The following is a 24,989-nucleotide window of genomic DNA, read 5'->3' as shown; positions in this document are numbered from 1 at the left end:
CTCCCAGTCCTATGCGGGGCGAAGAAAGAACGTCATCCCCGCCACACCCCTTCTTTCCTGAGATCATCCATCGTGCGCGAAATGCCCTCGCGCAAAATGCCGACCATGTCGTCGATCTGCTCGCGCGTGATGACCAGCGGCGGCGACATCACGCACATGTTGATCAGCGGCCGCACCAGCAGGCCGAGCTCGTGGCAATGCGCGTCGATGCGTTTGCCGACATCCTTGTCGAGCTGCAGCGGGTCCTTGCTTTCGCGGTCGGCGACACATTCGACGCAGCCCATCAATCCCAGCCCGCGCACCTCGCCGACCAACGGCAATTCTTCCAGCGTCTTCAGCTGCGCCTGGAAGTAGGGCGCGACCGCTTGCGTATGAGCAAGTACGCCCTGTTCCAGAAGGTCGAGATTCCTGAGCGCCACTGCGCAGCCGACCGGATGGGAGGTGTAGGTCAGGCCATGGCCGAACATCGCGTCGGGATGGTTCGACCGGCGCAGTTCCTCCAGCAGCCGTTCCGATATGATGACGCCGCCGAGCGGGAAATAGCCTGACGTCACACCCTTGGCGAAGGTGATCACGTCGGGATCGATGCCGAACACATCGCCGGAGGCGAAGACATGGCCCAGCCGTCCAAAGCCCGTCACCACCTCGTCGGAGACATAGAGGATATCGTTGTCGCGGCAGATCTCGCGAATGCGCTTGAGATAGCCGTCCGGCGGCACGATAACGCCGCCGGAGGCCTGCACCGGCTCGCCGACGAAAGCGCCGATCCGGTCAGCACCGACTCGCGCGACGGTGTCGCGGAACTGGTCGACGAGGAAGTCGGTGAAATCAGCCATGCTCATGCCCTGCGGACGACGGAACGGATCGGGCGAGGACAGCTTGATCACCAGCTCGTCGGCGCCGTCCATCCAGTCGCGGTCACGCGGGCGGCCATTGAGCGAGGCCGACAGATAGGTCGAGCCGTGATAGGCGCCGCCGCGCGACAGGATCAGCTTCTTCTCCGGCCGGCCCCGCACGTTGTTGTAGAACTGCATGAAGCGCAGCGCCGTCTCCACCGCCGAGGAGCCGCCTGTGGTGTAGAAGACGTGGCTGAGATCGCCGGGCGCGTGACCGGCTATGCGACCGGCAAGCTCCGCCGAAGGCGCGTTCATCGTGTACCACGGCGTGTTGTAGGACAACGCCATCGCCTGGTCGTACATCACCCTGGCGAGTTCCTCGCGCCGATGACCGACATTGACGCACCACATGCCGGCCGGCCCGTCGATCAACCGCTTGCCGGTGCCGTCGGTTATGTAGATGCCGTCGCCTTCGCCGATCAGCGCGCGCGCTTCCGCGCCGACCGAACCGGCATACGGCCAGGGCTGGACGAGATGGCGCCTGGCCAACTCGACGGCATCGGCGGCTCCAGCTTCGGCCATTTCGCTCGCCTTCAGGTCCCTCGCAGCCGCCATTGTCATCTCCACATCATTCGTCGAATTCAGGATTTCGAAATTTGGCCGGCAGTGCCGGAAATTTCCGGCATAATCCGCACCATTTTGAATGTCTGTTCAATCAATATCTCAGAAATAGCGCTTGATTTCAATCCGCGGATGCGGGCATGATGAAAGAAAGCCGGCAAGCTCGGAGCGCGATCAGCAAAACTGGTCACCGGTTTTGCGTTCGATCGCGCTCCAAAACAAAATTGGGAACAAACAGCCGGCGCCAGTCCAATGGGATACCGCATGGCGGGACGCTCCAGGCCAGCAACCGAGACCACAGCCGGAGCCCTGCCCCCCGGAGCCTGGCAATGACGGCGGCGGCGGAAGGGTCGCCCCCGTTGCGCATGACGCGGGCCAGACGAAATGCCCTTCTGCAATCCGAACCCGTGCAGGGCTTTGCCCTGATCAGCCCGACCTTTCTCTACGCGCTCATCCTCCTGGTCCTGCCGATCCTGGTGGTCATCGCCCACTCCTTCTGGACGCAGAACTATCTGACCATCGACCGCACCTTCACGCTGGAAAACTACCGCGTCGCCCTGACCGAGCCGATCTATCGCGATCTGTTGTGGCGCTCGCTGTATATCTCGCTGACGGTCAGCTTCTTCACCGTCGTCCTGGCTTATCCGATCGCCTATTTCATTTCCTTCCACGGCGGCCGCCACAAGAGCCTGTGGCTGTTCCTCATCACCATCCCGTTCTGGACCAGCTATCTCCTGCGCGTGATGTCGTGGAAGGTCATTCTCGGCTATAATGGCGTCTTGAACTCCGGGCTGATCGGCCTCGGCATCATCGACGAGCCGTCGACGGCGCTGCTCTACAATTCGAGCGCCGTCATCATCACGCTGACCCACGCCTGGGCGGCCTTCGCCATCCTGCCGATCTTCGTCTCGCTGGAGAAGATCGACCGGACCCTGGTGGAGGCGGCCACGGATCTCGGCGACGGTCCCTTTCGTTCGTTCCTTCGCGTGACTTTGCCGCTGTCGGCGCCAGGCATCATCTCGGCGGCGCTGATCGTGATGATCCCGACGGTCGGCGACTATGTCACCCCCAAGCTCGTCGGCGGCAAGGACGGCGTCATGATCGCCAACGCCATCCAGGCGCAGTTCGGCAAGGCCTCGAACTGGCCGCTGGGCGCCGCCCTTTCCGTCACCACCATGCTGGTCGTGACGTTGATGGCCGGCGCCACGGTGCTGGTCATCCGTGCCGCCCAGAGGCTTGCGCGATGAGCGCGGCGCGACGTCTGCTGCCGGGCGGCTGGCTGTCGGCTTATGCCTTCCTCTATGTCGGCTTCCTTTATCTGCCCGTGATTTTCCTGCCGATCTTTTCGATCAACACGGCGGCCACGCCGAAATTCCCGCTCACCGGCTACACCCTCAAATGGTACGAGGACCTGCCCAACACGCCGGCGCTGCTCGACGCCACCTGGAACAGCCTGATCGTTGGCGTCTCGGCGTCCGTCCTTTCGACGGTTCTCGGCATCCTCGCCGCCCGCTCGATCACCCGCTACCGCTATCCCGGCCGGCGGGCCATCAACGGCCTGATCATGGCGCCGCTCGTGCTGCCGGAAGTCATCGTCGCCATCTCGATGCTGCTGGTGATGCTGCAGCTCGGCTTGAGCCTCTCCCTGTTCACCGTCGTGCTCGGCCATGTCCTGGTCTGCATCCCCTATTCGATGACGGTGCTGACCTCCGGCTTCGAGGGTTTCGACCGCAGCCTCGAGGAGGCCTCGGCCGACCTCGGCGAGAGCGCCTTCGGCACCTTCCGGCGGGTGACGCTGCCGATGGTGGCGCCGGCGATCATCTCCAGCCTGCTGGTCTGCTTCACCATTTCGCTGGACGAGTTCATCATCGCCTTCTTCCTGACCGGTACCGAGGCGACGCTGCCTATCTATATCTGGGGCCAGTTGCGCTTCGCGGCCAAACTCCCGGGCGTGCTCGCGCTCGGAACGCTGCTGCTGGTCGCCTCCTTCCTGCTGATGACCGTCGCCGAAATCCTGCGCCGCCGCGCCGCCAGACGCACCCAGAACGAGGGAGGGCTTTATGCCTGAGCAGGCCCCATCCGCACGAACCCTGTCCGAACGGACGATGATCGAGATCAACGGCGTCACCCGCAGCTACGGCGCCTTCAAGGCGCTCGACGATGCCTCCTTGACCATTCGCGAGGGCGAATTCTTCTCGCTGCTCGGCCCGTCCGGCTGCGGCAAGACCACGCTGTTGCGCATGATCGCCGGCTTCGACAACCCGACGAGCGGTTCGATCTCGGTCGGCGGCCAGCCGATGGAAGGCATTGCGCCCAATCGCCGACCGACCAACATGGTGTTCCAGAGCTATGCGATCTTCCCGCATCTCAACGTCGAGCAGAACGTCGCCTATGGCCTGAAGCGACTGAAGCTCCAGGGCGGCGAGGAGAAGCGCCGCGTCGAGGAAGCCCTGGCGCAGGTCTCTCTCACCGGCCTCGGCAAGCGTCTCGCCACCGAGCTGTCCGGCGGCCAGCGGCAACGCGTCGCGCTTGCCCGCGCGCTGGTGATGCGACCCAAGGTGCTGCTTCTCGACGAGCCGCTGTCGGCGCTCGACAAGAAGCTGCGCGAACAGATGCAGGTCGAGTTGCGCCGCCTGCAGCAGGCCGTCGGCATCACCTTCGTGCTGGTCACCCACGACCAGTATGAAGCGCTGGCCATGTCCGACCGCATCGCCGTGATGTTCGGCGGCAGGATCGCGCAGGTCGCCTCGCCCAAGGAGATCTACCAGCGGCCGGTCAACCGCCAGGTCGCCGACTTCCTCGGCGGCATGAATTTCGTCAAGGCCGAGATCGTCGAGGAGAACGGCGGCTCGCTGGTCGTCGACACGCTGGGCTTCGGCCGTGTGAAGACCGACAAGCCGAAGGCCTTCGTGCGCAATGGCGGCGGTGCCACGCTCGGCATCCGCCCGGAGCGCCTGCGCGTCCTGTGGGACAACGCGACGGCCAAGTTCGAGGTTGCCGGAAAGGTGGTCGAACGCCACTATTTCGGCGAGATCACCCATTTGATCGTCGAGATCCCCGGCCTGGAAAAGCCGCTGTCGGTAACCGAGACCAACGATTTCGGCGCCGACGATATTCCGGTCGGCACTTCGATCCGCCTTGCCTACGATCCCGAAGCCCTGGTGGCGATGGCGGATTGACGGTTCGCGATGATCTTTCGCGCCGCAATGCGACCGGCAACGATCGCCCCTTCGACATAGCCGGGGAATGACGGCGACAGCTCCGACGATGCGAAATGAACAGGCGGCGCGCCGGCCAGGAGCACAGGTTCGGCATCGGTCGCCGCGACGTCGACGATGAGGTCGCTGTAGCCGCCGCCGCTCCAGCGGTCATGCGTCCAGTCGCGCTGGCTGAAACCCGCGATTTCGGCCGCGTCGGGACCGAGGGCTTCCACCAGTTTCCCGGTCACTTCGGCGCGCAGTGCCGTCTCGCCAAGCTCACCCCAGCGCAAGGCGAGCGGGCCGCCGACGAAGACGACCAGCGCCGCGTGGCCTTCATCCGGACTGGCATCGCAAGCGAACAGCCCCGGCGGGTCGCGCCACATCACCATGCCGCTCAAGCCGCGGCGGCGCCAGAAGGCAGCGGGGTAGCGCACCAGCACCTTGATCACGGCGCCGCTTTCCCAAACGCCGAGCGCCTTCGCCAGGGATTCGGGCAGGGCGGGTGCGAAGCCCAGTTTCGCCGCCATGACCGGCGGCACCGCGACAAGTGCCGCCCGCGCTTCAATGACACCCGCCGCCGAGACGATGCGAACGGCTTGCGGTCCATGCTCGATGCATGAAACGGCCGCGTTGAGCCACAGCCGGTCGCCGAGATCGCTGGCCAGGTCCTCGGCCACCGACTGCATCGTCTCGCGCAGGAAATACTGGAGCTCCGGCACCTCATTGGTGATGCGCCGATCGTTATCGATCAGGTGCCAGAGCGGCAGTTTCTCCAGCGTCAGGCACCACAGGCCTTCGATCATCGAGCGGAAGGCTGCCTTGGCGGCATCGGCATCGTCTTGCCGGTCGAGCCAGGCGGCAACGGTCAGCCCGGCAATCGAGGGATCGTCCGGCGCGATCGCGTTCATCCGATCGCGGATCGCCATCGAACCAGAATAGGTTCGCTTCGCCTCGGCGGCGGAGATTGGCGGCTGGGCGATAAACGCGCCGTCGACATGGGTTTCGACAAGCGTCTTGCCGCGCGCGTCGACAAGCGCCATCAGCTCCGGCATGTCCTCGCACAGGAACTGCCCGCCACTGTCGATGCGCTCGCCGGAACCGATCTCCATCGACTCGACGCGCCCGCCGACACGGTCGCGCGCTTCGAGCAGCACGAAATCGACGCCGGCCTTTTTCAGCTCGAGCGCGGCCGACAGCCCGGTGAAGCCGGCGCCGATGATGACGACATCGGCTCTTGCGGATCCGCTGTTCAATAGCCGGCCTTGATCTTCTCGAACTCGGCGACCATGCGCTGCTTCAGTGCCGGCGGCACCGGCTGCTGGAACAGCGTCTTGTCGAGGAATTTGTCGAGATTGTCGAAGCCGCGGTCGGCCAGCACCTGGTGATCGACCGCGGCCATGCCGGCACCGTTGCCATGGCCGTAGCCGAAGGTCTTGACCATATAGTCCGACACCCCCGGCGCATTGACCGCGCTGAGGAAATCATAGGCCTGGTCGAGCTTGCCCGGCGCGTCCTTCATCAGCACATAGCCGCACACCCAGGTCGAGATGCCTTCCTTGCTGTCGCGGTTCATGGCGATCGGCAGGCCTTGCCCCTTCAGCGTCACATAGGTCTCGTTCCAGCCCCAGACGAGATCGACCTCATTGCCGATGAAGGCCTGGTTGAGATCGGTGTCGTCGGTCCAATAGAAACGGATGTTCTTGTGCACGTCGCGAAGGAAGGCGGACGCCTCCTGGAACTGAGCATCGGTCATCCTGGTCCAGTCTTTCAGCCCGATGACCAGGCTCGCCAGCGCATAGGCGTCGTCGACATTGTCGCCGATGGTGACGCGGCCCTTGAACTTCGGGTCGGCGAAGATCCTGAGCGATTGCGCCTGCTCCGGCGTCACCTTGTCGGTGCGGTAGAGAAGCGAGGTGTTGCCCCAGTCGAATGGCATGAACCACGCTTTGCCGTCGTCGGTGGTGGCGAGATCCTTCATCGCCATGATGCCGGGATTGAGGTCTTTCCAGCCTGCTATCCTCGACGTGTCGAGCGGCTGCAGCATGCCCGCCTCGCGCCACTTGACCACGCTTTGCGAACAGGGATGCGCGATGTCGGCCTTGAAGCCGGCTCGCATCTTTTCGAAGGCCTCGTCCTCGTCGCCGAAGAAGGCGAAGGTCGGCTCGGCGCCGTATTTGGCGGCATAGGCGGGGTGCAGCAGCGGGTCCTCATAGCCGGACCAGTCGAACACGACGAGGTCGCCGCCACCTTCCGCCCAGGCATACACGGCGCCGGCGCCGATCACGCAGGCGGCGGCAAGGGCAAGACGGCGTAGCACTGGCTTCATGGTGCGAATTCCCCGTCGCAAAAAGGCTGCCGCGAGGTTAGGAGAATTCGCCTCTCTTGGCGAGCCCACCCACCATCTCCGCAGGCGGACGGGCGGCCGAACCGGCTCAATATCCGGCTTTGATCTTCTCGAATTCGGCGATCATCTTGAGCTTGAGCTGCGACGGCACCGGCGACTGGAACAGCGTCTTGTCGACGAATTTCTGCACGTCGTCATAGCCTTTTTCCTTCAGCACGGCCTGATCGACGCCGGCCATGCCCTTGGCGTTGGCCTGGCCATAGCCCCAGTCCTTGACCAGCACCTTGGCGGTTTCGGGATCGTTGACGGCGTTCAGATAATCATATGCCTTGTCGACATTGCCGGGCGCATCCTTGAACAGCACATAGCCGCAGACCCAGGTCGAAATGCCTTCGTCCGTGTCCTTCTTGGCCTTGATCGGCACGCCGGCGGCGACCGATTGCACGGTGGCGTCGTTCCATGCCCAGGCAAGATCGACCTCGCCGCCGCTCAAAAGCTGCACCACGTCCGTTGTGTCGGTCCAGTAGGAGCGCACGTTCTTATGCACCTGGCGCAGGAAATCCGACGCCTGCTTGAACTGGTCGTCGGTCATCTTGGTCCAGTCCTTGACGCCGATGGCGAGGCTCGCCAGCGCATAGGCGTCGTCGACATTGTCGCCGATCGAAACCCGGCCCTTGAACTTCGGATCGGCGAACGCCTTCAGCGACTGCACGTCCTTGGCGTCGACCTTTTCGGAATTATAGGTGAGCTGGGTGTTGCCCCAGTCCCAGGGGATGAACCAGGCCTTGCCATCGGCGGTCGTGGCGAGATCCTTCATCGCCATGATTCCGGGATTGAGATCTTTCCAGCCTGTTATCTTCGATGTGTCGAGCGGCCGCAGCAGGCCGGCCTCGCGCCATTTCACCACGCTCTGCGAGCAGGGATGGCCGAGATCGGCCTTGAAACCCGAGCGCACTTTTTCGAACGCCTCGTCCTCGTCGCCAAAGAAGGCGAAGGTCGGCGAATCGCCGTTCTTCTCGACATATTTCGGATGGAAGCTCGGATCCTCATAGCCGGACCAGTCGAACACGACCAGGTCTTTGTCGGCGGCAACCGCCAGGGCTGCGGCCGAGGCCGCCAGCACGCCGGTCAATGCCAGGGTCAATGTCAGGCGTCGGGCCAATGTCAGCCGCTGGATTGATGTCTTCATTGCTGTTCCATCCTCTTTTATTTATCGATTGCTTCATGCCTTGCGACGGGTGGCGGCTGCTCCCTGGTAATGTTTGGGGAATGCGGCCGACAGGAATTCGTTGGCTGCCTGCAAGGCGCTCTCGCGGGTAGTGTCTTCGGTGCCCATCATCAAGCGCAGCCACAGTCCCTCCAGCGTCGCGCTGAGCGCCAGCGCCATGACCTGCGGCTCATAGGCATAGCCGCCGCTTTGCTTGAGCGTCGCGCAAAGCTCGATGAAGATGTTCTGGTAGACGGCATCGCGGGCGCTGCTCAGCGCCTGGTAGGTCGGCCGCGACTTGGCCTCGCCCCAGAAGGCGCACCAGGCCGCCAGCTTGCGCTTGTTGCAGATCGAACGGTCGAAATCGGCCGCGACCAGGGTCCGCAACTGGTCGGCGGGGTCGTTCCCCGCTTTCTCCAAGGCATTGCGCCAATGCGCCGAGTACTCGTCATACATATGTTGCAAGGTCGCGATCAGCAGTTTTTCCTTGCTCTCGAAATGGAAATTGACGATGCCGCGCGACAGGCCCGCGCCATCGGCGACGTCGGCCATCGTCGTCTCCGAATAGCCGCGCTTGGCCAACGAATCGATCGTCGCCTCGATCAGCTGAAGCTGCCTGACCTCCTTGGAAGCCTTACGCCCGCGTTTCTCGGGTTCGCTCGATGCCTCGGCGGACTGCTCTTGGCGTGCTGCAATTTTCATGGGTGCGGTCATGCTCCACATCGCCGGCTAGCCGACCATCTTCGGTTTTTGCCCGCGAAGATGAGTGGGACGGTGCTCGCCACTGTCAAGCACCTTCTGCATGGCCTCCCAGGTTCGTATGTTCTTGTCGACATAGGCGGCGCCCACTGCCGCCGCGACCGTCGGATAGAGCGGCCCCTTCAGCCTTTCCAGTTCGCCCCGCGCCACCTCGCGGTACCAGGGATTCCGGTCGCGAACCGCGATCTCGGCAAAGCCCGCCTGGCGCATCGCCTGTGCGTAGCGCGCCGGCGAGGCCATCGCGAAGGACAGCCCTTCGGCGGCGACATAGGCCTTCATCTCCGGTGATGGTTCGCCGTCATGCGAGATCATCCAGTTTGATGCCGCAAAGGCGCCGCCGGCCTTGAGCACGCGGAATATCTCCGCAAACAGCGCATCCTTGTCGGCGACATGCAGCAGCGCATCCTTGGAGAAGACGACGTCGAAGGACTGATCCTCGAAAGGCAACCGCCCAGGCGGCGCCTGGATGAAGCTGGCGCGGTCGGCAAGCCCGCGGGAGGCTGCCCGCCGCCTGGCCGTTTCGATCACCGGCCGCTCAACATCGAAGCCGGTGACGTGCGCGGCGCCATGCCGTTCGACCAGATGCAGCGTGATGCCTCCGGACCCGCAGCCGATGTCGAGGATGGTCTTGCCTGCGAGCGAAAGCCCCTCGAGCACGCGGTCGACTTCGTCGGGCCCGCCCGGCGACAGGTAGCCGTCGCCCCACAGCGCCTCGAGGAAGCGGATGGCGGCTCCGTCATACTCCGGCTCGGCCTCGGCCGTTTCGATCATCAACCCTCGATCCCCAATCGACGAATGTCCGTCTCGAACGCCTGCAAAGCCTAGCCCATGTCTGGGAAAACGCAACATCATTTGTTGAACATTCATTCAATATAGCTGGACAAAACGACGACTACCATGCCAAGTTTCGCGCATTGAGGGGACGGATTACGCCAAAATGAACAGCGGATCGCATGGAAAGACTGGGCCAAAATGAAAGCTTGGGATGCGATCGTCATCGGCGGCGGACACAACGGACTGGTCAATGCCTGCTATCTCCAGCGCGCCGGGCTCGACGTGCTGGTGGTGGAGAAGAATCCCTGGGTCGGCGGCGCCGCCACCAGCCGGGAACTGACGCCGGGCTTCCTCTATTCCAACTGTTCCTATGTTTGTTCGCTGTTTCGCCCTGAAATCATGCGCGACCTCGAACTGCCGCGCTTCGGCCTGCAGGTTATTTCCTATGAGGGCGGCGCGGTGTTCACCAGGGATGGCGACTATCTCGCCAATTACCGGGACCATGATGCACACCGGCGCGAATTTGCGCGCTTCTCGAAACGCGATGCCGAAGCCTACGACCGTTATGCGCGCGACGTGACGCGCCAGTGCCGTTTCATCCAGCCGCTGTTGATGCGCACCGCGCCCGACCCGACCAGTCTGCGGCCACGGGATCTAGGCGAGCTCCTTTATCTGGGCAAGAAATTCGCGGGCCTGTCGGCGGAGGAAATGGCGCTGACGCTGCGCTTCTGGACCATGTCGATCTCAGACTTCCTCAATGAATATTTCGAGACCGATGTCATCAAGGCCAATTTCGCTTTGTCCGGCATCATCGGCACGGCGCTCGGTCCGATGTCGCCCGGCACGGCTTATGTGCTGCTGCACCACTATATGGGCGAGGTCGACGGCTCGGTCGGCGCCTGGGGCTATGCGCGCGGCGGCATGGGCGCGGTGACAAAAGCGCTGGCGGCATCCTTCAAAGCGTCGGGTGGAACCATTCGCACCGGCGCCGAGGTCGACCATGTTCTGGTGAGCCGCGGCAAGGCCAAGGGTGTGGTGCTGGCGGGCGGTGAGGAGATCCGTGGCAAGCTCGTCGTCTCCAACGCCGACGTGAAGCGAACCTTCCTGAAATTGGTCGAGGAAAAGGAACTGCCCGAGATTTTCCTGCGCCGGGTCAGGAACTTCAAGATCCGAGGTTCGTCCGGCAAGGTCAACATCGCGCTGGACTCGATGCCCGAATTCCCGGCTCTGCCGAAGGATTCGCCGGTCTATCGCGGCGACATGCATTTCACCGATTCGATGGAGCGCATGGAGCGCGCCTATGACGACTGGAAGGCCGGGCGCTGGTCGGCCGATCCTTTCCTCGACATGGTCATCCCGACGACGCTCGACCCGACGATGGCGCCGCCGGGAAAACACTTCATGAGCTGCTTCGTGCAATACGCGCCGCCCAAGGTAAACGGCCATGAATGGTCCGACGCCGATCGCGACGGATTCGCCGAAAGCGTGATCGCGCAGATTGCCGACTACTCGCCCGGCTTTCGCGACCGCATCGTCCACATGGAGGTGCGCACGCCGCGCGAAATCGAGGCCGAGGTCGGGCTCACCGAAGGCAACATCTTCCAGGGCGAACTGACCTTCGACCAGCTTCTGTTCAACCGCCCGGTGCCGGGCTACGCGCAATACCGCTCACCGATCGGCGGGCTTTATATGTGCGGCTCCTCGACCCATCCCGGCGGCGGCGTCATGGGCGCGCCCGGACGCAATGCCGCGGCGGAGATCCTGCGCGATCTCGCCAAATCGATCTCACATATGAGCCCGGCCCATGACGTCATATGATGCAATCGTCATTGGCGGCGGCCATAATGGCCTCGTCACTGCTGCCACGCTGGCGAAGGCCGGGCGCAAGGTGCTGCTGCTGGAAGCTGGGAACGATCTCGGCGGCGCCGCGCGCACGGAGGAATTCGCGCCGGGTTTTCACGTCTCGTCGATCGCCCATCTGCTGAACAGGCTGCACCCCGACGTGGTGAAGACGCTGGAGCTGGAGAAGCATGGCTTGCGGATTACCCCAGACGACTTCGCGCCGTCGGTTGCGCTGTCGATGGACGGCCCCTCGCTGGTCCTGCACGGCGCCTATGGCGAAATGCTGACCGGTGCAAGTTCGTCGGAGCAATCCGCGTGGAAGCAGTTGCGCGCGCAGCTGCTGCGCTACGCCGGCATCCTGGAACCCTTCCTCTCGCGTCGTCCGCCCGAGCTGGCCGGCATGTCGCTGCTGGAGACAGCGGCGCTCGGCCAGGCCGCACTGGCGCTGAAAAGGCTCGGCAAGGAAGACATGCGCGATTTCCTGCGCGTGCTCTTGATGAACGTCGCCGACCTGCTCGACGAGCAGCTTGCCGACATCAGGCTGAAAGGGCTGCTGTCCTTCGACGCGACGCTCGGCAGCCATCTCGGTCCGCGCTCGCCCACCTCGCTGCTCGGCCTCTATTACCGGCTAGCCGGCGAGGCCGGCGGTGCGGCCGGCGCGCAGATAGTGCCGAAGGGCGGCATGGGCGCGGTGATCGCCGCCATCCGCGCCTCGGCCGAAAAGGCCGGCGTGAACGTCCGCACATCGGCGCCTGTCGCAAGGATCATTGTCGAGAAAGACCGCGCCGTCGGTGTCGCATTGGACAATGGCGAGGTGCTGCGCGCCAGGACGATCGTCTCCGCGACAAATCCGGCGACGACTTTGCTCGACCTTGTCGGTCCACGCGAACTCGACACCGGCTTCGTGCGCAAGGTGAACAACATCCGCATGAAGGGTGATGTCGCCAAGCTTCACCTGGCGCTCGACAGGCCGCCGCAATTCACAGGTGTCAATGCCGCCGGCCACAGGGGGCGGCTGGTTATCGCCCCCTCGCCCGATCATGTCGAGCGCGCCTTCAATCCATCCAAATACGGCGCGTTCTCGCCCGAACCGGTGATGGAGATCACGCTGCCCAGCCTCGCCGATCCATCGCTCGCGCCCGACGGCGCCTGCGTGCTGTCGGCGGTGGTGCAATACGCGCCCTATGCGCTGAAAGAGGGATGGTACGCCGGCAAGGCGAAATTCCTGGAGGCGATCATGGCTCAGCTCGAAGCCTACGCGCCAGGCATCGGCAAGACGGTGCGCCACACCGAGCTCTTGACGCCCGCCGATATCGAAACGCGCTACCGCATGCCGGGCGGCCACTGGCACCACGGCGAGTTGCAGGCCGACCAGATGCTGATCTCGCGCCCGGTCTCGGGCTGGTCCGGCTACGACACACCGCTCGACGGGCTGTTTCTCGCCGGTGCCGGTTCACATCCCGGCGGCGGCGTCTCCGGCGCACCTGGATTGAACGCCGCTCGACGCATCATTGCGATGAAGGGGTAAGGCGATGTTTCAGTTGGCGGCAGTCGCATTCTACGGCGAAGGATCGCCAGCATGAATCAGCAACCATCATCCGCCCGCATCGAAGCCCAATCCCACTTCCGCACGTTGCGTCTCGGCACGCCGTTCCAGCCGCGCATCGATGCTCTGGCCAAGACCCAGGATTGGTACAACTGGGCGGGCTACCGCGCCCCCCATTCGCTGTGGGACGAGGAGCTCGAATATTTCGCCATTCGCAGCCAGTCGGCGCTCTTCGACATCTCGCCGATGACCAAGTACCGCGTCGAGGGACCGGACGCCGAGGCCTTCCTCGACCGCGTCACGCTGCGCGCCGTGACCAGGCTGAAGCCGGGCCGCGTCCATTACACCGCGTGGTGCAACGACGACGGCTTCGTCCTCGATGACGGCACGCTGTTCCGGCTCTCGCCGATGCGGTTCCGGCTGTGCTCGCAGGAGCGGCATTTGCCTTGGCTGCTCGACAGCGCCATCGGGTTCGATGTGACGGTGGAGGAAGAGACCGAAGCCGTCGCGGGCCTGGCACTGCAAGGTCCGACCTCTTTCGCCGTGCTGCGTGATGCCGGTTTTGCCGATGTCGAAAAGCTGAAGGCATTCGACCTCGCCGAATTCCCGCATGATGGCGAAACCGTCACCATCTCGCGCACCGGCTTCACCGGCGACCTCGGCTATGAATTGTTCATGCCGGTCGACAAGGCGCTGAGCCTGTGGGACCGGCTGATGGCGGCCGGCGAACTGCGCGGCATCCGCGCCATCGGCTATACCGCGCTCAACCGCGCCCGGATCGAGGCCGGGCTGATCGTCGCCAATGCCGACTTCACGACAGCCGAACACGCCATCCGCGCCGACCGCTTGCGCATGCCCGACGAGATCGGGCTCGGCTTCATGATCGACCTGGAAAAGGCCCATTTCAACGGCGGTCGCGCCATCTTCGAGGCGCGCGCCAAGCGCACGCTGCGGCATGTGCTGGTCGGGCTGGAGATCGAAGGCAACATCCCGGCCGAACACGCCATCGTCTATCACAGGAAGAGCCAGGAGGTCGGGCTGGTCAGCGCCGCCATGTGGTCGCCGATGGCCAAGCGCAACATCGCCATCGCTTCGCTGGCGCGACCACATGGTGATACTGTCGTCGACGACCTCTGGGTCGAGATCTACGCCATGCGCGAGCTGCAATACCAAAAGCTGATGAAGCGGGCCAAGGTGGTGCCGCGGCCGTTCATCAAGCTCGATCGTCGCACCGCCAATCCGCCGGCGGATTTCTGACCATGGGCGAGGAAGCCGACAAGCAGCAAGAAGAGGCGGCCGAACAGTGGGAACTGGTCAACACGCCACTCGGCGAAAAATGGTCGGGCCGCACACGCTATGCCGCCGCCATGTTCTTCTACAAGCGCGGCGAGATGAGCGCCGAGACGCTTGAGGTCTACCGCATCTGCGCGCGGCTCGATTCGGAAAACCCGCTGCCGATCATCCGCGACCGCGGCGTCGGCAAGGACTGGCTGAAGCGCATGGGGTTCGGCTGACCTGCCTATCCTATGGTTTTCTCCAGCATGGCCAGCCAGTTTCGGTAGGCGATCTTTTCGATCAGCGCGCGGCCGAAGCCGCGTGCGGCGAGCGCATCGATGAGCTTCGGCAGACCGGCGGCGTCGCCAATGACGGCCGGGATCATGGCTCCGTCGAAATCGGAGCCGAGGCCAACCCCATCCTCACCCAGCGCCTGCAGCAGGGAATCGATGTGGCGCACCATGATGTCGAGGCCGGTATCGGCATTCATCTTTCCGTCCTCGCGCAGGAAGCCGGTGGCGAAGTTCAGCCCGACCATGCCGCCGGTTTCGCGAATCGCGCCGAGCTGCCAGTCGGTGAGATTGCGTGAGTGGCCGCAGATCGCATGCACGTTGGAATGGGTCGCGACCAGCGGCGCATCGCTGAGCGCGGCGACATCGCGAAAGCCCTTCTCGTTGAGATGCGACAGGTCGATCATGATCCTGAGTTGGTTGCAGGCCTTGACCAGCGCCTTGCCGGCATCGGTCAAGCCGGGACCGGTATCGGGCGAGGACGGAAAGCGGAACGGCACGCCATGGCCGAAAGCGTTCGGGCGGCTCCAGACGATGCCGAGCGAGCGCAAGCCGGCGGCATGCAGCACGTCGAGCATGGTGAGTTCGGGATCGATCGCCTCGACCCCTTCGATATGGAATACCGCAGCGATCGAGTCGCGCACCATGGCGCCGCGCACATCTGCGGCATTGCGGCAGACGCTCAGCGCTCCGGCCCGTTCCAGCCTGAACAGGATCGAAGCCATCGCGATCGTCGAGGCCAGCGCATCGCTGTGCGGGAGTTCGGGCGGCAAAGGCTCGGCATCGCTGGGCGTCGACGGGACAGCGCCGCGCCGGCCTCTCTCGACAGGCGGCGGGAAGATCGCGAACATGCCGCCGGCGAACCCGCCGGCCCGTGCGCGCGGCAGGTCGATATGGCCGCCCGATTTCCCTTCCATGAACAGCTTTTCGACGTCCGGGTCTTTCGACTGATAGAGTCTGAGCAGCGTGTCGTTATGGCCGTCGAAGACGGGAACGAGATCGGTTTCGGTCATGAAGGGATCATTCGGTTCGATGTGTCGCACGCCGCCCGCGATATATCATATCTACTTAGGCAAGATGGGCCGAGCGTGCAAATGCCAAAGCCGTGCTGGCCTATCACACTGTTTTACTCCCGTGGGTCCCGACTGGTAAAGCGCCGGCTGATCCTACCCCTTCAGCACGTCGGCCCACTCCGGATGACGGCGGAACTGGGCGTTGGCGAAGGGACAGAGCGGGATGATCTTCTTGCCCGCCGCGCGCGCGTCCTCGACGGCGCGGGTGACGAGCCGAAGCCCGGCACCCTGGCCGCGAAACGCGTCGGGCACTTCGGTGTGGTCGATGATGATCTGGTGCTCGCCGATCTTGGTGAAGGTCATCTCCGCCTCGGCCCCGCCCGGACCGCGCAGCACGTAGCGGCCCTTGGAGCCACGATCTTCGAGTTCGATCTCCGGCAGTTGGTCAGGCATCACTTACTCCTTGGGCCACGCCGGCAAAGAGCCGCCGCGCCGCCTCGATTTCGTTCGGCCGCACTTCGTGCCCGCCTTCATGCCACTCCACTGTGACATCGGCGCCATCGGCGCGCAAATAGGCTTCGAGCCGCGAAGTCAGGTTCGGCGGACAGATCGGATCCCGCCTGCCGGCGGTCACCAGAATGCGGCGCCCGGCAAGACTCCCGTTCACCTCCGGTTCGAACGGGATCAGCGGGTGCATCAGCACCGCCGCGTCGAACAGGTCAGGGGCTTCGAACAGCAGCGACGCCAGGATGTTGGCGCCGTTGGAATAGCCGAGAGCGTAGACCGCCGACGGTTTTGCCGCTGCTATCTGCGCCTTGACGAAGCCCGCCATCTTCCGAGTCGCGCGCGCCAGGTCCTGCATGTCATAGACGCCCTCGCCGGTGCGACGGAAAAAGCGCGCAGCGCCTTGTTCAGACACATCGCCGCGTGGCGAGATGATGGTTGCCTGGGGCGCGAGATCGCGCCCCAGCGAGACGAGCTGGCCCTCGTCGCCTCCGGTGCCATGGAAGACGAAGAGCAGCGGACCGCCCGGCGAACCGGGCAGTACCTTGTGGATGTAGCTGTCTGTGCTCATGACCCCGCCCCTCAGTCTTCCAACTTCTGCAGATGCTTTTCGAGATAGGGCCGCAGGTGCTGATGCTGCGCCGGCAGCTTCAAGGTTTCACCGAGATGGGCGGTGTCCTCGTCGCGGTCGAAGCCCGGCTCGTTGGTGGCGACTTCGAACAGAACGCCGCCCGGCGTGCGGAAATAGATCGCCCAGAAGTAATCGCGGTCGATCACTGGCGTCACCTGGTAGCCGGTATCCATCAGCGCCTTGCGCACTTCGAGCTGCCTGGCTCGATCCTCGACGGCGAAAGCGACGTGATGGACCGAGCCCGCGCCGAGATCGGCAAAGGCGGCACCGGGTAGCGATTCGATGTCGACGACGTCGGCGCCATTGCCGTTCCTGATCGCCAGCCGCCGGACATTGCCGGATTTGTCGACCTCCTCATAGCCCATGAACTTCAAGAGTTCCTCGGTGGCGCCGCCATCCTTCAGGCGCAGCGACACGGAGTGAAAGCCGCGGATCGCCTCGTCGGCGGGGATGCCGCCCTTCGCCCATGGCGCGCGCGTGTCGGCCCTGTCCTCGACGAGCGCGAAACCGTCGCCGTCCGGTCCGGCGAAGGCCAGACGCTTCTCGCCAAAGGTCTCTTCGCGCGACAGGCCGGCGATACCTTCCTCGGCGAAGCGCCTTTCCCAATAGGCGAGCGTGCCTTCCGGCACCGAATAGGCGGTGGTGCCGACTTCGCCGACGCCGTGACGGCCCTTGCCGATATTGGGAAACGGAAAATAGGTCATCACCGAACCCGGCGTGCCGAGCTCGTCGGCATAGTAGAGGTGGTAGACGTCGGGCGCGTCGAAATTGACCGTTTTCTTGACCCGGCGCAGGCCAAGCTTCCCAGTGAAGAACTCATTGTTCTGGCGGGCATCGCTGGCCATCGAGGTGACGTGATGCAAACCCTTGATCTGATCGAGCATGAGTGCTGCTCCCTTGTTCTGTTGCGGCCCCTGCCGCTGTCCTCGCCAATATGAGCATCGGCCTGTTCCCGTCAAAGGCGACAAAGACGGGATGGACTGTACTCTGGAAGTGAACAATCGAAAGCAGTTTGTTCACCGATCCACCAGCAGCCCAGGCTTGCGCCGGGGCGGGATTTCGGTTCCATGAGCGACGCTCGCACATTAGCCAAGGATTATCGCCAGTGACCGGAAAAGGCAGGCGTCCGAACGTTCTCCTGATCACCTGCGACCAATGGCGCGGCGATTGCCTTTCGGCGGCCGGCCATCCCCTGGTGAAGACGCCGAATGCCGACGCATTGGCAGCGGAAGGCGTATTGTTCAAGCGGCACTATGGCGGCGCGGCACCCTGCTCGCCGGCCCGTGCCTGCCTCTATACCGGGCTCTACCAGATGAATAACCGGGTTTGCCGCAACGGCACGCCGCTCGATGCCCGTCACGGCAATATAGCGCTTTCGGCGCGCGCGCTGGGCTACGATCCGACGCTGTTCGGCTACACCGACGTATCGCTGGATCCGCGCCGGCTCGCTCCGGCTGATCCGCGGCTGCGAAGCTATGAAGGCGTGCTTCCTGGTTTCACGGTGCGCCAATTGCTGCCAGAGCATCAGAAGCAGTGGCTGTCATGGCTGGGAATGCAGGGCATCGATACCGACGCCGGCTCCCCCGCGATCCATCGACCGGCGAACGGGGCAGGCGACGCCGGCTCCGTGACGACTGCGCCGCCCGTCTATTCGAAGGAGCAGACGCCGACGGCTTTTCTTGCCGGCGAATTCATCCGATGGCTGGGCGAACAGGAGCATGCCGCGCCCTGGTTCGCGCATCTCTCTTTCATCAGCCCACATCCGCCCTTCATCGCGCCTGCACCATACGACGCGATGTACGACCCCGCCGCCGGCCCCGGCTTTCGCCGCGCGGCAGGCTGGCAGAAAGAGGCGGACAGCCATCCCTATCTCGCCTACGATTTCGGCAGGCAGAAAAAGCACAAGTTTCGACCTGACGCCGCAGGCAGCGTACATGATTGGAGCGAGGATGATTTCCGCCGCATCCGCGCGATCTATTACGGCATGATCTCGGAAGTCGATGCGCAGCTCGGCCGTATCTGGCAGGCGGTCAAGACGGCGGGCGCGTGGGACGACACGATCGTTGTGCTTACCTCCGACCATGCCGAGATGATGGGCGACCATTTCATGCTGGGCAAAGGCGGCTTCTTCGACGCTAGCTATCATATCCCCCTGGTCATCCGCGACCCGCGTCACGGCCACACCGCAGGCGTGGCCGTCGACCGCTTTACCGAGGCGGTGGACATATTGCCGACCTTGCTCGACCTGCTGGGCGGCGAACCGGCGCCGCATCTCGACGGTCACTCGCTGCGGCCGTTCATCGTCGGCGAGGAGCCGTCGGACTGGCGCGACGCCGCGCATTGGGAATTCGATTTTCGTTCGATCGCGGAAGGCGAAGCCGAACGGCATTTCGGCCATGCCTCGCGCCAGTGCAATCTCGCCGTGATCCGCACGGAAAAATTCAAATATGTGCATTTCGGCGGCGGCCTGCCGCCCTTGCTGTTCGACCTGGAAAAGGATCCCGCCGAGCTCGCCAATCTCGCCGCCGATCCCGCCTATCTCCCGACCAGGCTCGAGTTCGCCGAACGGCTGCTTGCCTGGCGGGCCGAACATCTCGACCAGTCGCTGGCGCTGGCGGAGCTGACCAGGGATGGCGTTGTGGGCTATGTAAGTAGGGCAGTAGGGGAATAGGGAATCCCTACTGCCCTACTGCCCTACTGCCGTTGTTGCTATCTCACGATCATCCGCTGCTGCTCGCGGTTCTGCGCATAGCTGCCTTTGTCATAGGCGGCCTGGGCCTCGAGCTGCTCCTTGGTGAAGGTCGTGTAGAGATATTTGTTACCGTCCTTGTCGGTCATGAATTTCAGGTTGTCCATGCCGACGGCGACTTCCTTCTCGCCGACGCCGAGGAAACCGCCGACATCCACGATGACCGCGTCGGTCTTGTTGTCGGGCGTCAGCACGACATCGCCGATCTCGCCGACCTTGACGTCGTTGGCGCCATAGACTGTGGTACCCTTGAGATCGTCGCCCCTGACCTCGCCGACAGGCATTTCGGTCAGTTTGGATTTGTCGATCGCTGCGGTCTTCGTCTGGTCGGGAGCGGTCGCATCAGGCGTCGAGGCGGACGGGGCCTGCGCCGTCTTGTCCATCGGAGCCGTATTGGTTGTCGGCGCGACGGCCGGGGTGGACGCAGCAGGTGCGTTCGATGCCGTCGTGACCGGAGCCGGATCATAAGCCTTGCGGTTGAAGTCCGGCAATGCCTGCAGCTCTTCCTTGGTGGTTTGGGCCACCAGCCAGCGGTCGCCGTTTTTCTCGGCCCACTGGGCCTTGCCGAAATCATACGTGACGTTCTTCTCGCCGATGCCGAGGAAGCCGCCGACGCCGATGACCAGTGATTGCGCCTTGCCTTCCTTGGTCAGGACGATGTCGTTGACGTTGCCGATGTTCTGCGCATCGTCGCCGGTCCCGTTATAGACGCTCTCACCGATGATATTGGTGGCGAGATTGCCGTCGGCGCGCTTCACCGGTTCCGCCGGAGCCGCGTTCATGTCGACTGGCGCCTGGGCGGTATCGCTCGGCGCGGATGTTGACGGCGCCTGTGCCGCTGTCGATGCGGCCGGTGCCGGAGCATAGGGCTTGGTGTCGAACTCCGGCTGCGCCGTCAACTGGTCCTTGGTCGTCTGGGCGACCAGCCAGCGGTCGCCGTTTTTCTCGGCCCACTGCAGCTTGTCGTAATCGAACGCGACATTCTTCGTCCCGACGCCCAGAAAGCCCCCGACGCCGATGACTATGGATTTGGCCTGACCGTCTTTGTCGAAGACGATGTCGGTTACTTTGCCGATATTCTCGGCATTGTCGCCGGTGCCGTTATAAACCGATTCACCGATGATGTTGGTGGCGATGCTGCCCTCGGCGTGCACCACAGGAGCGGCGGGTTGCTCCGCGCCAGGCGCAGCCGGTGTCGGAGTTGTCTGCGCATGCGCGCCCGTCGCCACGAACATGGCAAGAGCAGTCGTGGCTAGAAGATTGCGGATCATGATGGTGTCTCCTCGTGCCTGATTTCATGCATGCCGCACCGGCCTCCGCCGTCACCGGCGACGGGCGAACGCGGCATTCGCCTGATCACAACGTCGTGACTGCGCCCATTGTTCCGACAAAAGCCAGGACGCATATTCTCCGCACACGCGGCTCGCAACTTGCGTGCTGCAAAGGGAAATTCGCCGCATCATCCGGAACCTTTTTGCCACTTGCGCCGTTCAGCCGGCGGCTGGAGCTTCTCCGGCTCGGAGTTTTTTTGAGAGCACGGAGGGGACATGCGGTTTGCGGCGGTGCTGAACCGGGACGGTGGCACCTTGCGCACCCTCGACCTGGATGGCTTTCGCGATCGCATGCGCGACCTGCTGGAGGCGGCAGGCCATTCCATCGATATCGACGTGGTTGCCGGCAAGGACATCGTGCCGGCATTGGACAACGCGGCTTCGCGTCGCGGCATCGACGTGGTTCTCGCCGGCGGCGGCGATGGCACGATATCGGCGGCGGCGGCGCGGCTGATGGGCAAGAAAAAGGCGCTGGCCATATTGCCCGCAGGCACCATGAACCTCTTCGCGCGCGGGCTCGGCATCCCGCAGACGCTCGATGCGGCTTTGCGATCCTTCGCCGATGGCGAGGTGATGGCGGTGGACATCGCCACCGCCAATGGCCGGCCTTTCGTGCATCAGTTCTCGATCGGCATGCACGCCAAGATGGTGCAGCTACGCCAGAACATGGAGTTCGGCTCCCGGCTGGGCAAGATGCGGGCATCCGCGAAAGCGGCTTGGCAGACGATCAAGAATCCGCCGGCGATGACGGTCACCCTGACCATCGGCGAGGCCGAGATCACGGCGCGAACCACCGGCGTCGGCGTCACCAACAACCTGTTTGGAGAGGGTCACCTGCCCTTTGCCGACAATCCGGCGGGCGGCGTGCTCGGCATTTATGTCACCGTCGCGCGGCAGCGCGCCGAACTGGTCAAGTTCTTTTTCAACGTCGCGCGTGGCAAATGGCGTGACAATGAACATGTCGAAATCCATCAGACAGAGCGGGCTGTGCTGAAGATCCGGTCGGCGGCCAGGAAATACCGCGCCGTCCTCGACGGTGAACTTATCAAGCTCGAGGACGAAATTACCATCGAAATCCACCCGGGCGCCTTGAACGTGCTGGTGCCGCGGCACGCCATGCGGGCAAAGGCGGCCTGATGCAGGGGCAGCCGACGAGGAACAGAAGTCTAGCCGCTCGGAGCGCTGCCTTGTTCGGTGGTCGGGGATTTCGTGTACTCGCCGTAAATCTCGACGATGCCCCAAACGACAAAGGCCAGGAGAAGTCCCGCAATCAGGATCCGCAAGCCGTGCCAGCCCCAGTGTCCCTGACGCGCTTTGTTTTCAGGAATGGTCTTGGGCATAGCCGGCCTCGATGCGATGTGGACGCGTTGAGCGTCTCTGGCAAAACATCTTCGGGTAACGGTTCCTTGCTACGAAGGTTCCGCGTTTGGCCAAGCCCTTCGCCGGCAAGTCGGGAAGGCGAAGTCGGAGGGCTCGCGAGGAAGCGTTGGGGGCGCTGGTGAACAAGGCGGCGAAATTGGCGCCGGGCCTTCCGGCCGAAGTAATGCACGTCGTCAACGACGCCGGCCGGCTGGCCGTGCTGCACGGCTTGCAGGCGCTGGATACGATGGCTGACGCCGACTTCGACGGCGTCAGCCGCCTTGCCGCGGCCGCCATGCGCGCACCGATCGCGCTGGTTACGCTCGTCGACGTCGAGCGGCAATGGTTCAAGTCGCGTGTCGGCCTGGACGAGATCGAGACCGCAACCGACATCTCCTTCTCCGCCCATGCGATTGCCGCGGGCGGCGAACTGATGGTGGTACCCGACGCGACCTTGGATCCGCGTTTTAAAGCCAACTCACTGGTCACGGGCAAGCATCACATCCGCTTCTTTGCGGGCGCGCCGGTGACCGTCGCCGGCGCCAGGATCGGAACGCTCTGCGTTTTCGACCGCAAGCCCCGTCCCTATCCATCGCGCGTCAGGCTCGACCAGTTGAAGGCGCTGGCCGGCCTAGCCGCCAGCCTGTTCACGCTGAAGGATGCGACGCGCAGCGGCGCCATCGCCGAGGCGGCGCTGGTTCGCGAAGAAAAACGGCGCGCCATAGCGCTCGACGCGGCATCGCTTGCCAGCTGGGCCTGGGACATCCGCACCGACATGATCGAATGCGATGGTTTGCTGCCGGAATTGTTCAATCTGCCGCGATCGAACCGGTTGCGGGCGCGCGACATCCTGATGGCAATAGATCCACGCGACGTCTATCAAACCGAAACCCGCTTCCGCGACGCCTTGGCCGGCGGCGACGACTATTTCGGCGAGTACCGCGTGAAAGGCTTCCATCCACCCCGCTGGCTGGCGACGCGCGGCCGCGTCATCGAGCGCGATGGCGACGGCAAGCCGACGCTGATCTTCGGGGTCAATTACGACATATCCGAACGCAAGCTTGGGGAGGAAAGACAAAGGCTGCTGCTTCGCGAACTCAATCATCGCGTCAAGAACACGCTGGCGACCGTTCAGGCGCTGGCGACGCAGACCGTGCGCCATGCCCGGCAGCCGAGCGCTTTCCTGGAAGCCTTCGGCGCCCGGCTCCAGGCACTCGGCATCGCCCATAATCTGCTGTCCGACCGGGAATGGCGCGGCATCGGCATCCATGAACTCGTCCAGATCGAGGTGAGGCCCTTCGACACCGCCGAGCAACTGCGCATGACGATCACCGGTCCCGATCTGTTGCTGTCGCCGGACCAGGCAGTGGGGCTGGGCCTGATCTTGCACGAACTGGCCAGCAACGCCCTACAATATGGGTCGCTGTCGGCGACATCCGGCAAGGTCGATCTGAGCTGGAAGACACAAGGCAGAAAAAGCGACCGGCGCCTTGTCCTGACCTGGCGCGAAAGCGGCGGTCCTGCGGTTGCCCCGCCCGAGCGGCACGGTTTCGGCTCGATCCTGATCCGCCGCAGCCTGGCCAAGGTCATCTCCAGCGAAGTGGCGCACGAGTTCCGGCCGGAAGGCGTCTTTGCCGAAATATCCATGCCGCTGGAGGATCTCTCCAAGTGACCGCCCAGCCTTAATCCGGGCCCAGCCTTCATCCGGTCAGCCTCAATCAGGATCGCCGCCAGCCGGCCCGCCGGGACCTGGTTTCACGTTCTCGCGGTAGATGGCATAAGCCGCCAACGCCACGGCGGGACCGAGAATGGCCCCGAGGCCGCCCTTTCCCTTGAGCAGCGCCGGCAGCGCGGCCAGTGCGGCGGTGACGCCGATTGCCGTCATGTCGGCCTTGCGCCGTTCTGCCCGGCGCCGTGCGCGCGAGCTGGCCGAGAAGCGATAGATCAGCACGATCAGGCCCGCGATGATCAGAAAGCCCACGCCGAATCCCAACGCCGCCGCGAGCGGACCATAGCGGCCCGCAGCCCAGATATAGCCGGCCCCGATCAGGAAGCCGAGACCGCACAGCGCCGCGAGCGCGGCAAGCGCATAGACGATTGCAGCCGTGCGCGCGCGGCGCATGGCTGCAACGGTTTCGCCCGAAGCCAGGCCCGAGACAAGGGAAGCCAGCAATCCCATTTGGGCGGGACTAGCGGCGCGCCAGGAGCGCGAACAGGAAGCCGACGCCGGCGGCGATCGCCAATGAAGTCACCGGCTTCTCGCGCACGCTTGCCGCTATCTGCGCCTCTATATCCCTGGTGTTGCTGCGCAGGCTGTCAAAGGCTGCCTCGCCTTGGGCACGCAGATGCTCGACACCTTCGGCGGCGGCACGGCGGGCGGTGCCGTATCCATGCTCGCCTGTCTTGGCCAACTGCTTCGTGAGCTTGTCGATATCGGCCTTCAACTGCCTGATATCGGCTTCGAGGTCCGAGTTCGCCCGCGCTTCGCCTGCGTTCTTTCCTGCGGCAGCTGCCATCGCTTAACTCCCTGTGATTGCTTTGGTTTCAACGCGCTGCATGTCTCAAGGTTCCGAGCCCCTCGGATAAACGGGCATGATCCCGCAAAGCGGGTGTCGGTTTGCCGAAAAGATCATGCTCAATCCAATGGATAGAGGCCGTCCCGGTTCCATCGATCTGGACCCTAGCTCAAAACGGGGCCTCCTGCATCC

The 24,989-nt window shown here is 63.9% G+C and carries 25 protein-coding genes; 10 read left to right on the top strand and 15 right to left on the bottom strand.

Features of this window, described 5'->3' with window-relative positions; translation table 11 throughout:
* Positions 1 to 32: 32 nt before the first annotated feature.
* Together FJ443_RS28020 and FJ443_RS28015 are read right to left on the bottom strand one after the other, a co-directional pair.
* Positions 33 to 1,451: an aminotransferase gene (locus FJ443_RS28020; RefSeq protein ID WP_140666461.1), complete on the bottom strand. Its 1,419-nt coding sequence runs from the start codon at positions 1,449 to 1,451 to the stop codon at positions 33 to 35.
* Positions 1,452 to 1,477: 26 nt separating this feature from the next.
* Positions 1,478 to 1,723 (bottom strand): hypothetical protein, encoded by a 246-nt coding sequence (locus FJ443_RS28015; protein WP_140625037.1) that lies wholly within the window; start codon positions 1,721 to 1,723, stop codon positions 1,478 to 1,480.
* A gap of 63 nt (positions 1,724 to 1,786) precedes the next feature.
* On the opposite strand from FJ443_RS28015, the gene FJ443_RS28010 reads away from it, so the two are divergent.
* The 3 genes from FJ443_RS28010 to FJ443_RS28000 are packed head-to-tail and all read left to right on the top strand — an operon-like array spanning position 1,787 to position 4,636.
* The gene (locus tag FJ443_RS28010) at positions 1,787 to 2,704 is read left to right on the top strand and encodes an ABC transporter permease (RefSeq protein ID WP_140500612.1); all 918 of its coding nucleotides are present in this window, start codon (positions 1,787 to 1,789) and stop codon (positions 2,702 to 2,704) included.
* Positions 2,701 to 3,525, top strand: a complete 825-nt coding sequence (locus tag FJ443_RS28005) for an ABC transporter permease (RefSeq protein WP_140525484.1) — start codon at positions 2,701 to 2,703, stop codon at positions 3,523 to 3,525. The genes FJ443_RS28010 and FJ443_RS28005 overlap by 4 nt, the downstream gene beginning before the upstream one ends.
* 37 nt (positions 3,526 to 3,562) lie before the next feature.
* Positions 3,563 to 4,636, top strand: a complete 1,074-nt coding sequence (locus tag FJ443_RS28000) for an ABC transporter ATP-binding protein (protein WP_140666492.1) — start codon at positions 3,563 to 3,565, stop codon at positions 4,634 to 4,636.
* On the opposite strand, the gene FJ443_RS27995 is transcribed toward FJ443_RS28000, so the two are convergent.
* The 5 genes from FJ443_RS27995 to FJ443_RS27975 form a co-directional block, all read right to left on the bottom strand.
* A complete protein-coding gene (locus FJ443_RS27995; protein ID WP_181174452.1) occupies positions 4,600 to 5,910 on the bottom strand; it encodes a flavin monoamine oxidase family protein in 1,311 nt (436 codons plus the stop codon). The genes FJ443_RS28000 and FJ443_RS27995 overlap by 37 nt on opposite strands.
* Positions 5,907 to 6,983 (bottom strand): extracellular solute-binding protein, encoded by a 1,077-nt coding sequence (locus tag FJ443_RS27990; protein ID WP_140666459.1) that lies wholly within the window; start codon positions 6,981 to 6,983, stop codon positions 5,907 to 5,909. The genes FJ443_RS27995 and FJ443_RS27990 overlap by 4 nt, the downstream gene beginning before the upstream one ends.
* A gap of 106 nt (positions 6,984 to 7,089) precedes the next feature.
* On the bottom strand, positions 7,090 to 8,190 hold the full coding sequence (locus tag FJ443_RS27985) for an ABC transporter substrate-binding protein (RefSeq protein ID WP_140666458.1): 1,101 nt from the start codon (positions 8,188 to 8,190) through the stop codon (positions 7,090 to 7,092).
* A 33-nt stretch (positions 8,191 to 8,223) separates the two neighbouring features.
* Positions 8,224 to 8,910 (bottom strand): transcriptional regulator BetI, encoded by a 687-nt coding sequence (gene betI, locus FJ443_RS27980; protein WP_224655901.1) that lies wholly within the window; start codon positions 8,908 to 8,910, stop codon positions 8,224 to 8,226.
* A gap of 27 nt (positions 8,911 to 8,937) precedes the next feature.
* A complete protein-coding gene (locus tag FJ443_RS27975; RefSeq protein WP_140558445.1) occupies positions 8,938 to 9,738 on the bottom strand; it encodes a class I SAM-dependent methyltransferase in 801 nt (266 codons plus the stop codon).
* A gap of 201 nt (positions 9,739 to 9,939) precedes the next feature.
* Between FJ443_RS27975 and FJ443_RS27970 the strand changes: the two genes are divergently transcribed.
* The 4 genes from FJ443_RS27970 to FJ443_RS27955 are packed head-to-tail and all read left to right on the top strand — an operon-like array spanning position 9,940 to position 14,643.
* Positions 9,940 to 11,559 (top strand): NAD(P)/FAD-dependent oxidoreductase, encoded by a 1,620-nt coding sequence (locus FJ443_RS27970; RefSeq protein WP_140666457.1) that lies wholly within the window; start codon positions 9,940 to 9,942, stop codon positions 11,557 to 11,559.
* Positions 11,546 to 13,111 carry an NAD(P)/FAD-dependent oxidoreductase gene (locus tag FJ443_RS27965; protein WP_140650635.1) on the top strand — a complete coding sequence of 522 codons (1,566 nt, stop codon included), beginning with the start codon at positions 11,546 to 11,548 and terminating at the stop codon, positions 13,109 to 13,111. Before FJ443_RS27970 ends, FJ443_RS27965 begins: the two co-directional genes overlap by 14 nt.
* A gap of 51 nt (positions 13,112 to 13,162) precedes the next feature.
* Entirely contained in the window at positions 13,163 to 14,386 is a 1,224-nt protein-coding gene (locus FJ443_RS27960) for an aminomethyltransferase family protein (RefSeq protein WP_140666456.1), read from the top strand.
* A gap of 2 nt (positions 14,387 to 14,388) precedes the next feature.
* Complete coding sequence (locus FJ443_RS27955; protein WP_140517897.1) at positions 14,389 to 14,643, top strand: hypothetical protein; 255 nt, start codon at positions 14,389 to 14,391, stop codon at positions 14,641 to 14,643.
* A 5-nt stretch (positions 14,644 to 14,648) separates the two neighbouring features.
* Here the strand turns inward: FJ443_RS27955 and FJ443_RS27950 are convergent, their stop codons facing one another.
* The 4 genes from FJ443_RS27950 to FJ443_RS27935 form a co-directional block, all read right to left on the bottom strand.
* Positions 14,649 to 15,707 (bottom strand): dipeptidase, encoded by a 1,059-nt coding sequence (locus FJ443_RS27950; protein WP_140567477.1) that lies wholly within the window; start codon positions 15,705 to 15,707, stop codon positions 14,649 to 14,651.
* 153 nt (positions 15,708 to 15,860) lie between these two features.
* The gene (locus FJ443_RS27945; RefSeq protein WP_140567475.1) at positions 15,861 to 16,160 is read right to left on the bottom strand and encodes a GNAT family N-acetyltransferase; all 300 of its coding nucleotides are present in this window, start codon (positions 16,158 to 16,160) and stop codon (positions 15,861 to 15,863) included.
* Positions 16,153 to 16,782 carry an alpha/beta hydrolase gene (locus tag FJ443_RS27940; protein WP_140666455.1) on the bottom strand — a complete coding sequence of 210 codons (630 nt, stop codon included), beginning with the start codon at positions 16,780 to 16,782 and terminating at the stop codon, positions 16,153 to 16,155. Before FJ443_RS27940 ends, FJ443_RS27945 begins: the two co-directional genes overlap by 8 nt.
* Positions 16,783 to 16,793: 11 nt before the next feature.
* The gene (locus FJ443_RS27935) at positions 16,794 to 17,726 is read right to left on the bottom strand and encodes a VOC family protein (RefSeq protein ID WP_140567470.1); all 933 of its coding nucleotides are present in this window, start codon (positions 17,724 to 17,726) and stop codon (positions 16,794 to 16,796) included.
* A 221-nt stretch (positions 17,727 to 17,947) separates the two neighbouring features.
* Between FJ443_RS27935 and FJ443_RS27930 the strand changes: the two genes are divergently transcribed.
* Positions 17,948 to 19,513 (top strand): alkaline phosphatase family protein, encoded by a 1,566-nt coding sequence (locus FJ443_RS27930; protein WP_140666454.1) that lies wholly within the window; start codon positions 17,948 to 17,950, stop codon positions 19,511 to 19,513.
* Between the two features lie 38 nt (positions 19,514 to 19,551).
* Here FJ443_RS27930 and FJ443_RS27925 read toward each other — a convergent pair whose 3' ends face one another.
* Positions 19,552 to 20,862 (bottom strand): PRC-barrel domain-containing protein, encoded by a 1,311-nt coding sequence (locus tag FJ443_RS27925; protein ID WP_140517892.1) that lies wholly within the window; start codon positions 20,860 to 20,862, stop codon positions 19,552 to 19,554.
* Positions 20,863 to 21,138: 276 nt separating this feature from the next.
* Between FJ443_RS27925 and FJ443_RS27920 the strand changes: the two genes are divergently transcribed.
* A complete protein-coding gene (locus tag FJ443_RS27920; protein WP_140500595.1) occupies positions 21,139 to 22,059 on the top strand; it encodes a diacylglycerol kinase family protein in 921 nt (306 codons plus the stop codon).
* Between the two features lie 29 nt (positions 22,060 to 22,088).
* Here FJ443_RS27920 and FJ443_RS31350 read toward each other — a convergent pair whose 3' ends face one another.
* On the bottom strand, positions 22,089 to 22,262 hold the full coding sequence (locus FJ443_RS31350) for a hypothetical protein (RefSeq protein ID WP_181165417.1): 174 nt from the start codon (positions 22,260 to 22,262) through the stop codon (positions 22,089 to 22,091).
* Positions 22,263 to 22,420: 158 nt separating this feature from the next.
* Between FJ443_RS31350 and FJ443_RS27915 the strand changes: the two genes are divergently transcribed.
* Positions 22,421 to 23,953, top strand: coding sequence for an HWE histidine kinase domain-containing protein (locus tag FJ443_RS27915; RefSeq protein ID WP_246676646.1), 1,533 nt, complete (start codon positions 22,421 to 22,423; stop codon positions 23,951 to 23,953).
* Positions 23,954 to 23,995: 42 nt separating this feature from the next.
* On the opposite strand, the gene FJ443_RS27910 is transcribed toward FJ443_RS27915, so the two are convergent.
* On the bottom strand, positions 23,996 to 24,460 hold the full coding sequence (locus tag FJ443_RS27910) for a hypothetical protein (protein WP_140666452.1): 465 nt from the start codon (positions 24,458 to 24,460) through the stop codon (positions 23,996 to 23,998).
* A gap of 10 nt (positions 24,461 to 24,470) precedes the next feature.
* Positions 24,471 to 24,797 (bottom strand): DUF883 family protein, encoded by a 327-nt coding sequence (locus tag FJ443_RS27905; RefSeq protein WP_140500593.1) that lies wholly within the window; start codon positions 24,795 to 24,797, stop codon positions 24,471 to 24,473.
* Positions 24,798 to 24,989: the final 192 nt, after the last annotated feature.

The sequence above is a fragment of the Mesorhizobium sp. B2-6-1 genome, from assembly GCF_006440475.1.
GTDB lineage: Bacteria > Pseudomonadota > Alphaproteobacteria > Rhizobiales > Rhizobiaceae > Mesorhizobium.
Note: the sequence above shows the minus strand (reverse complement) of the source record. Positions and strands in the feature narration are given on the sequence as shown.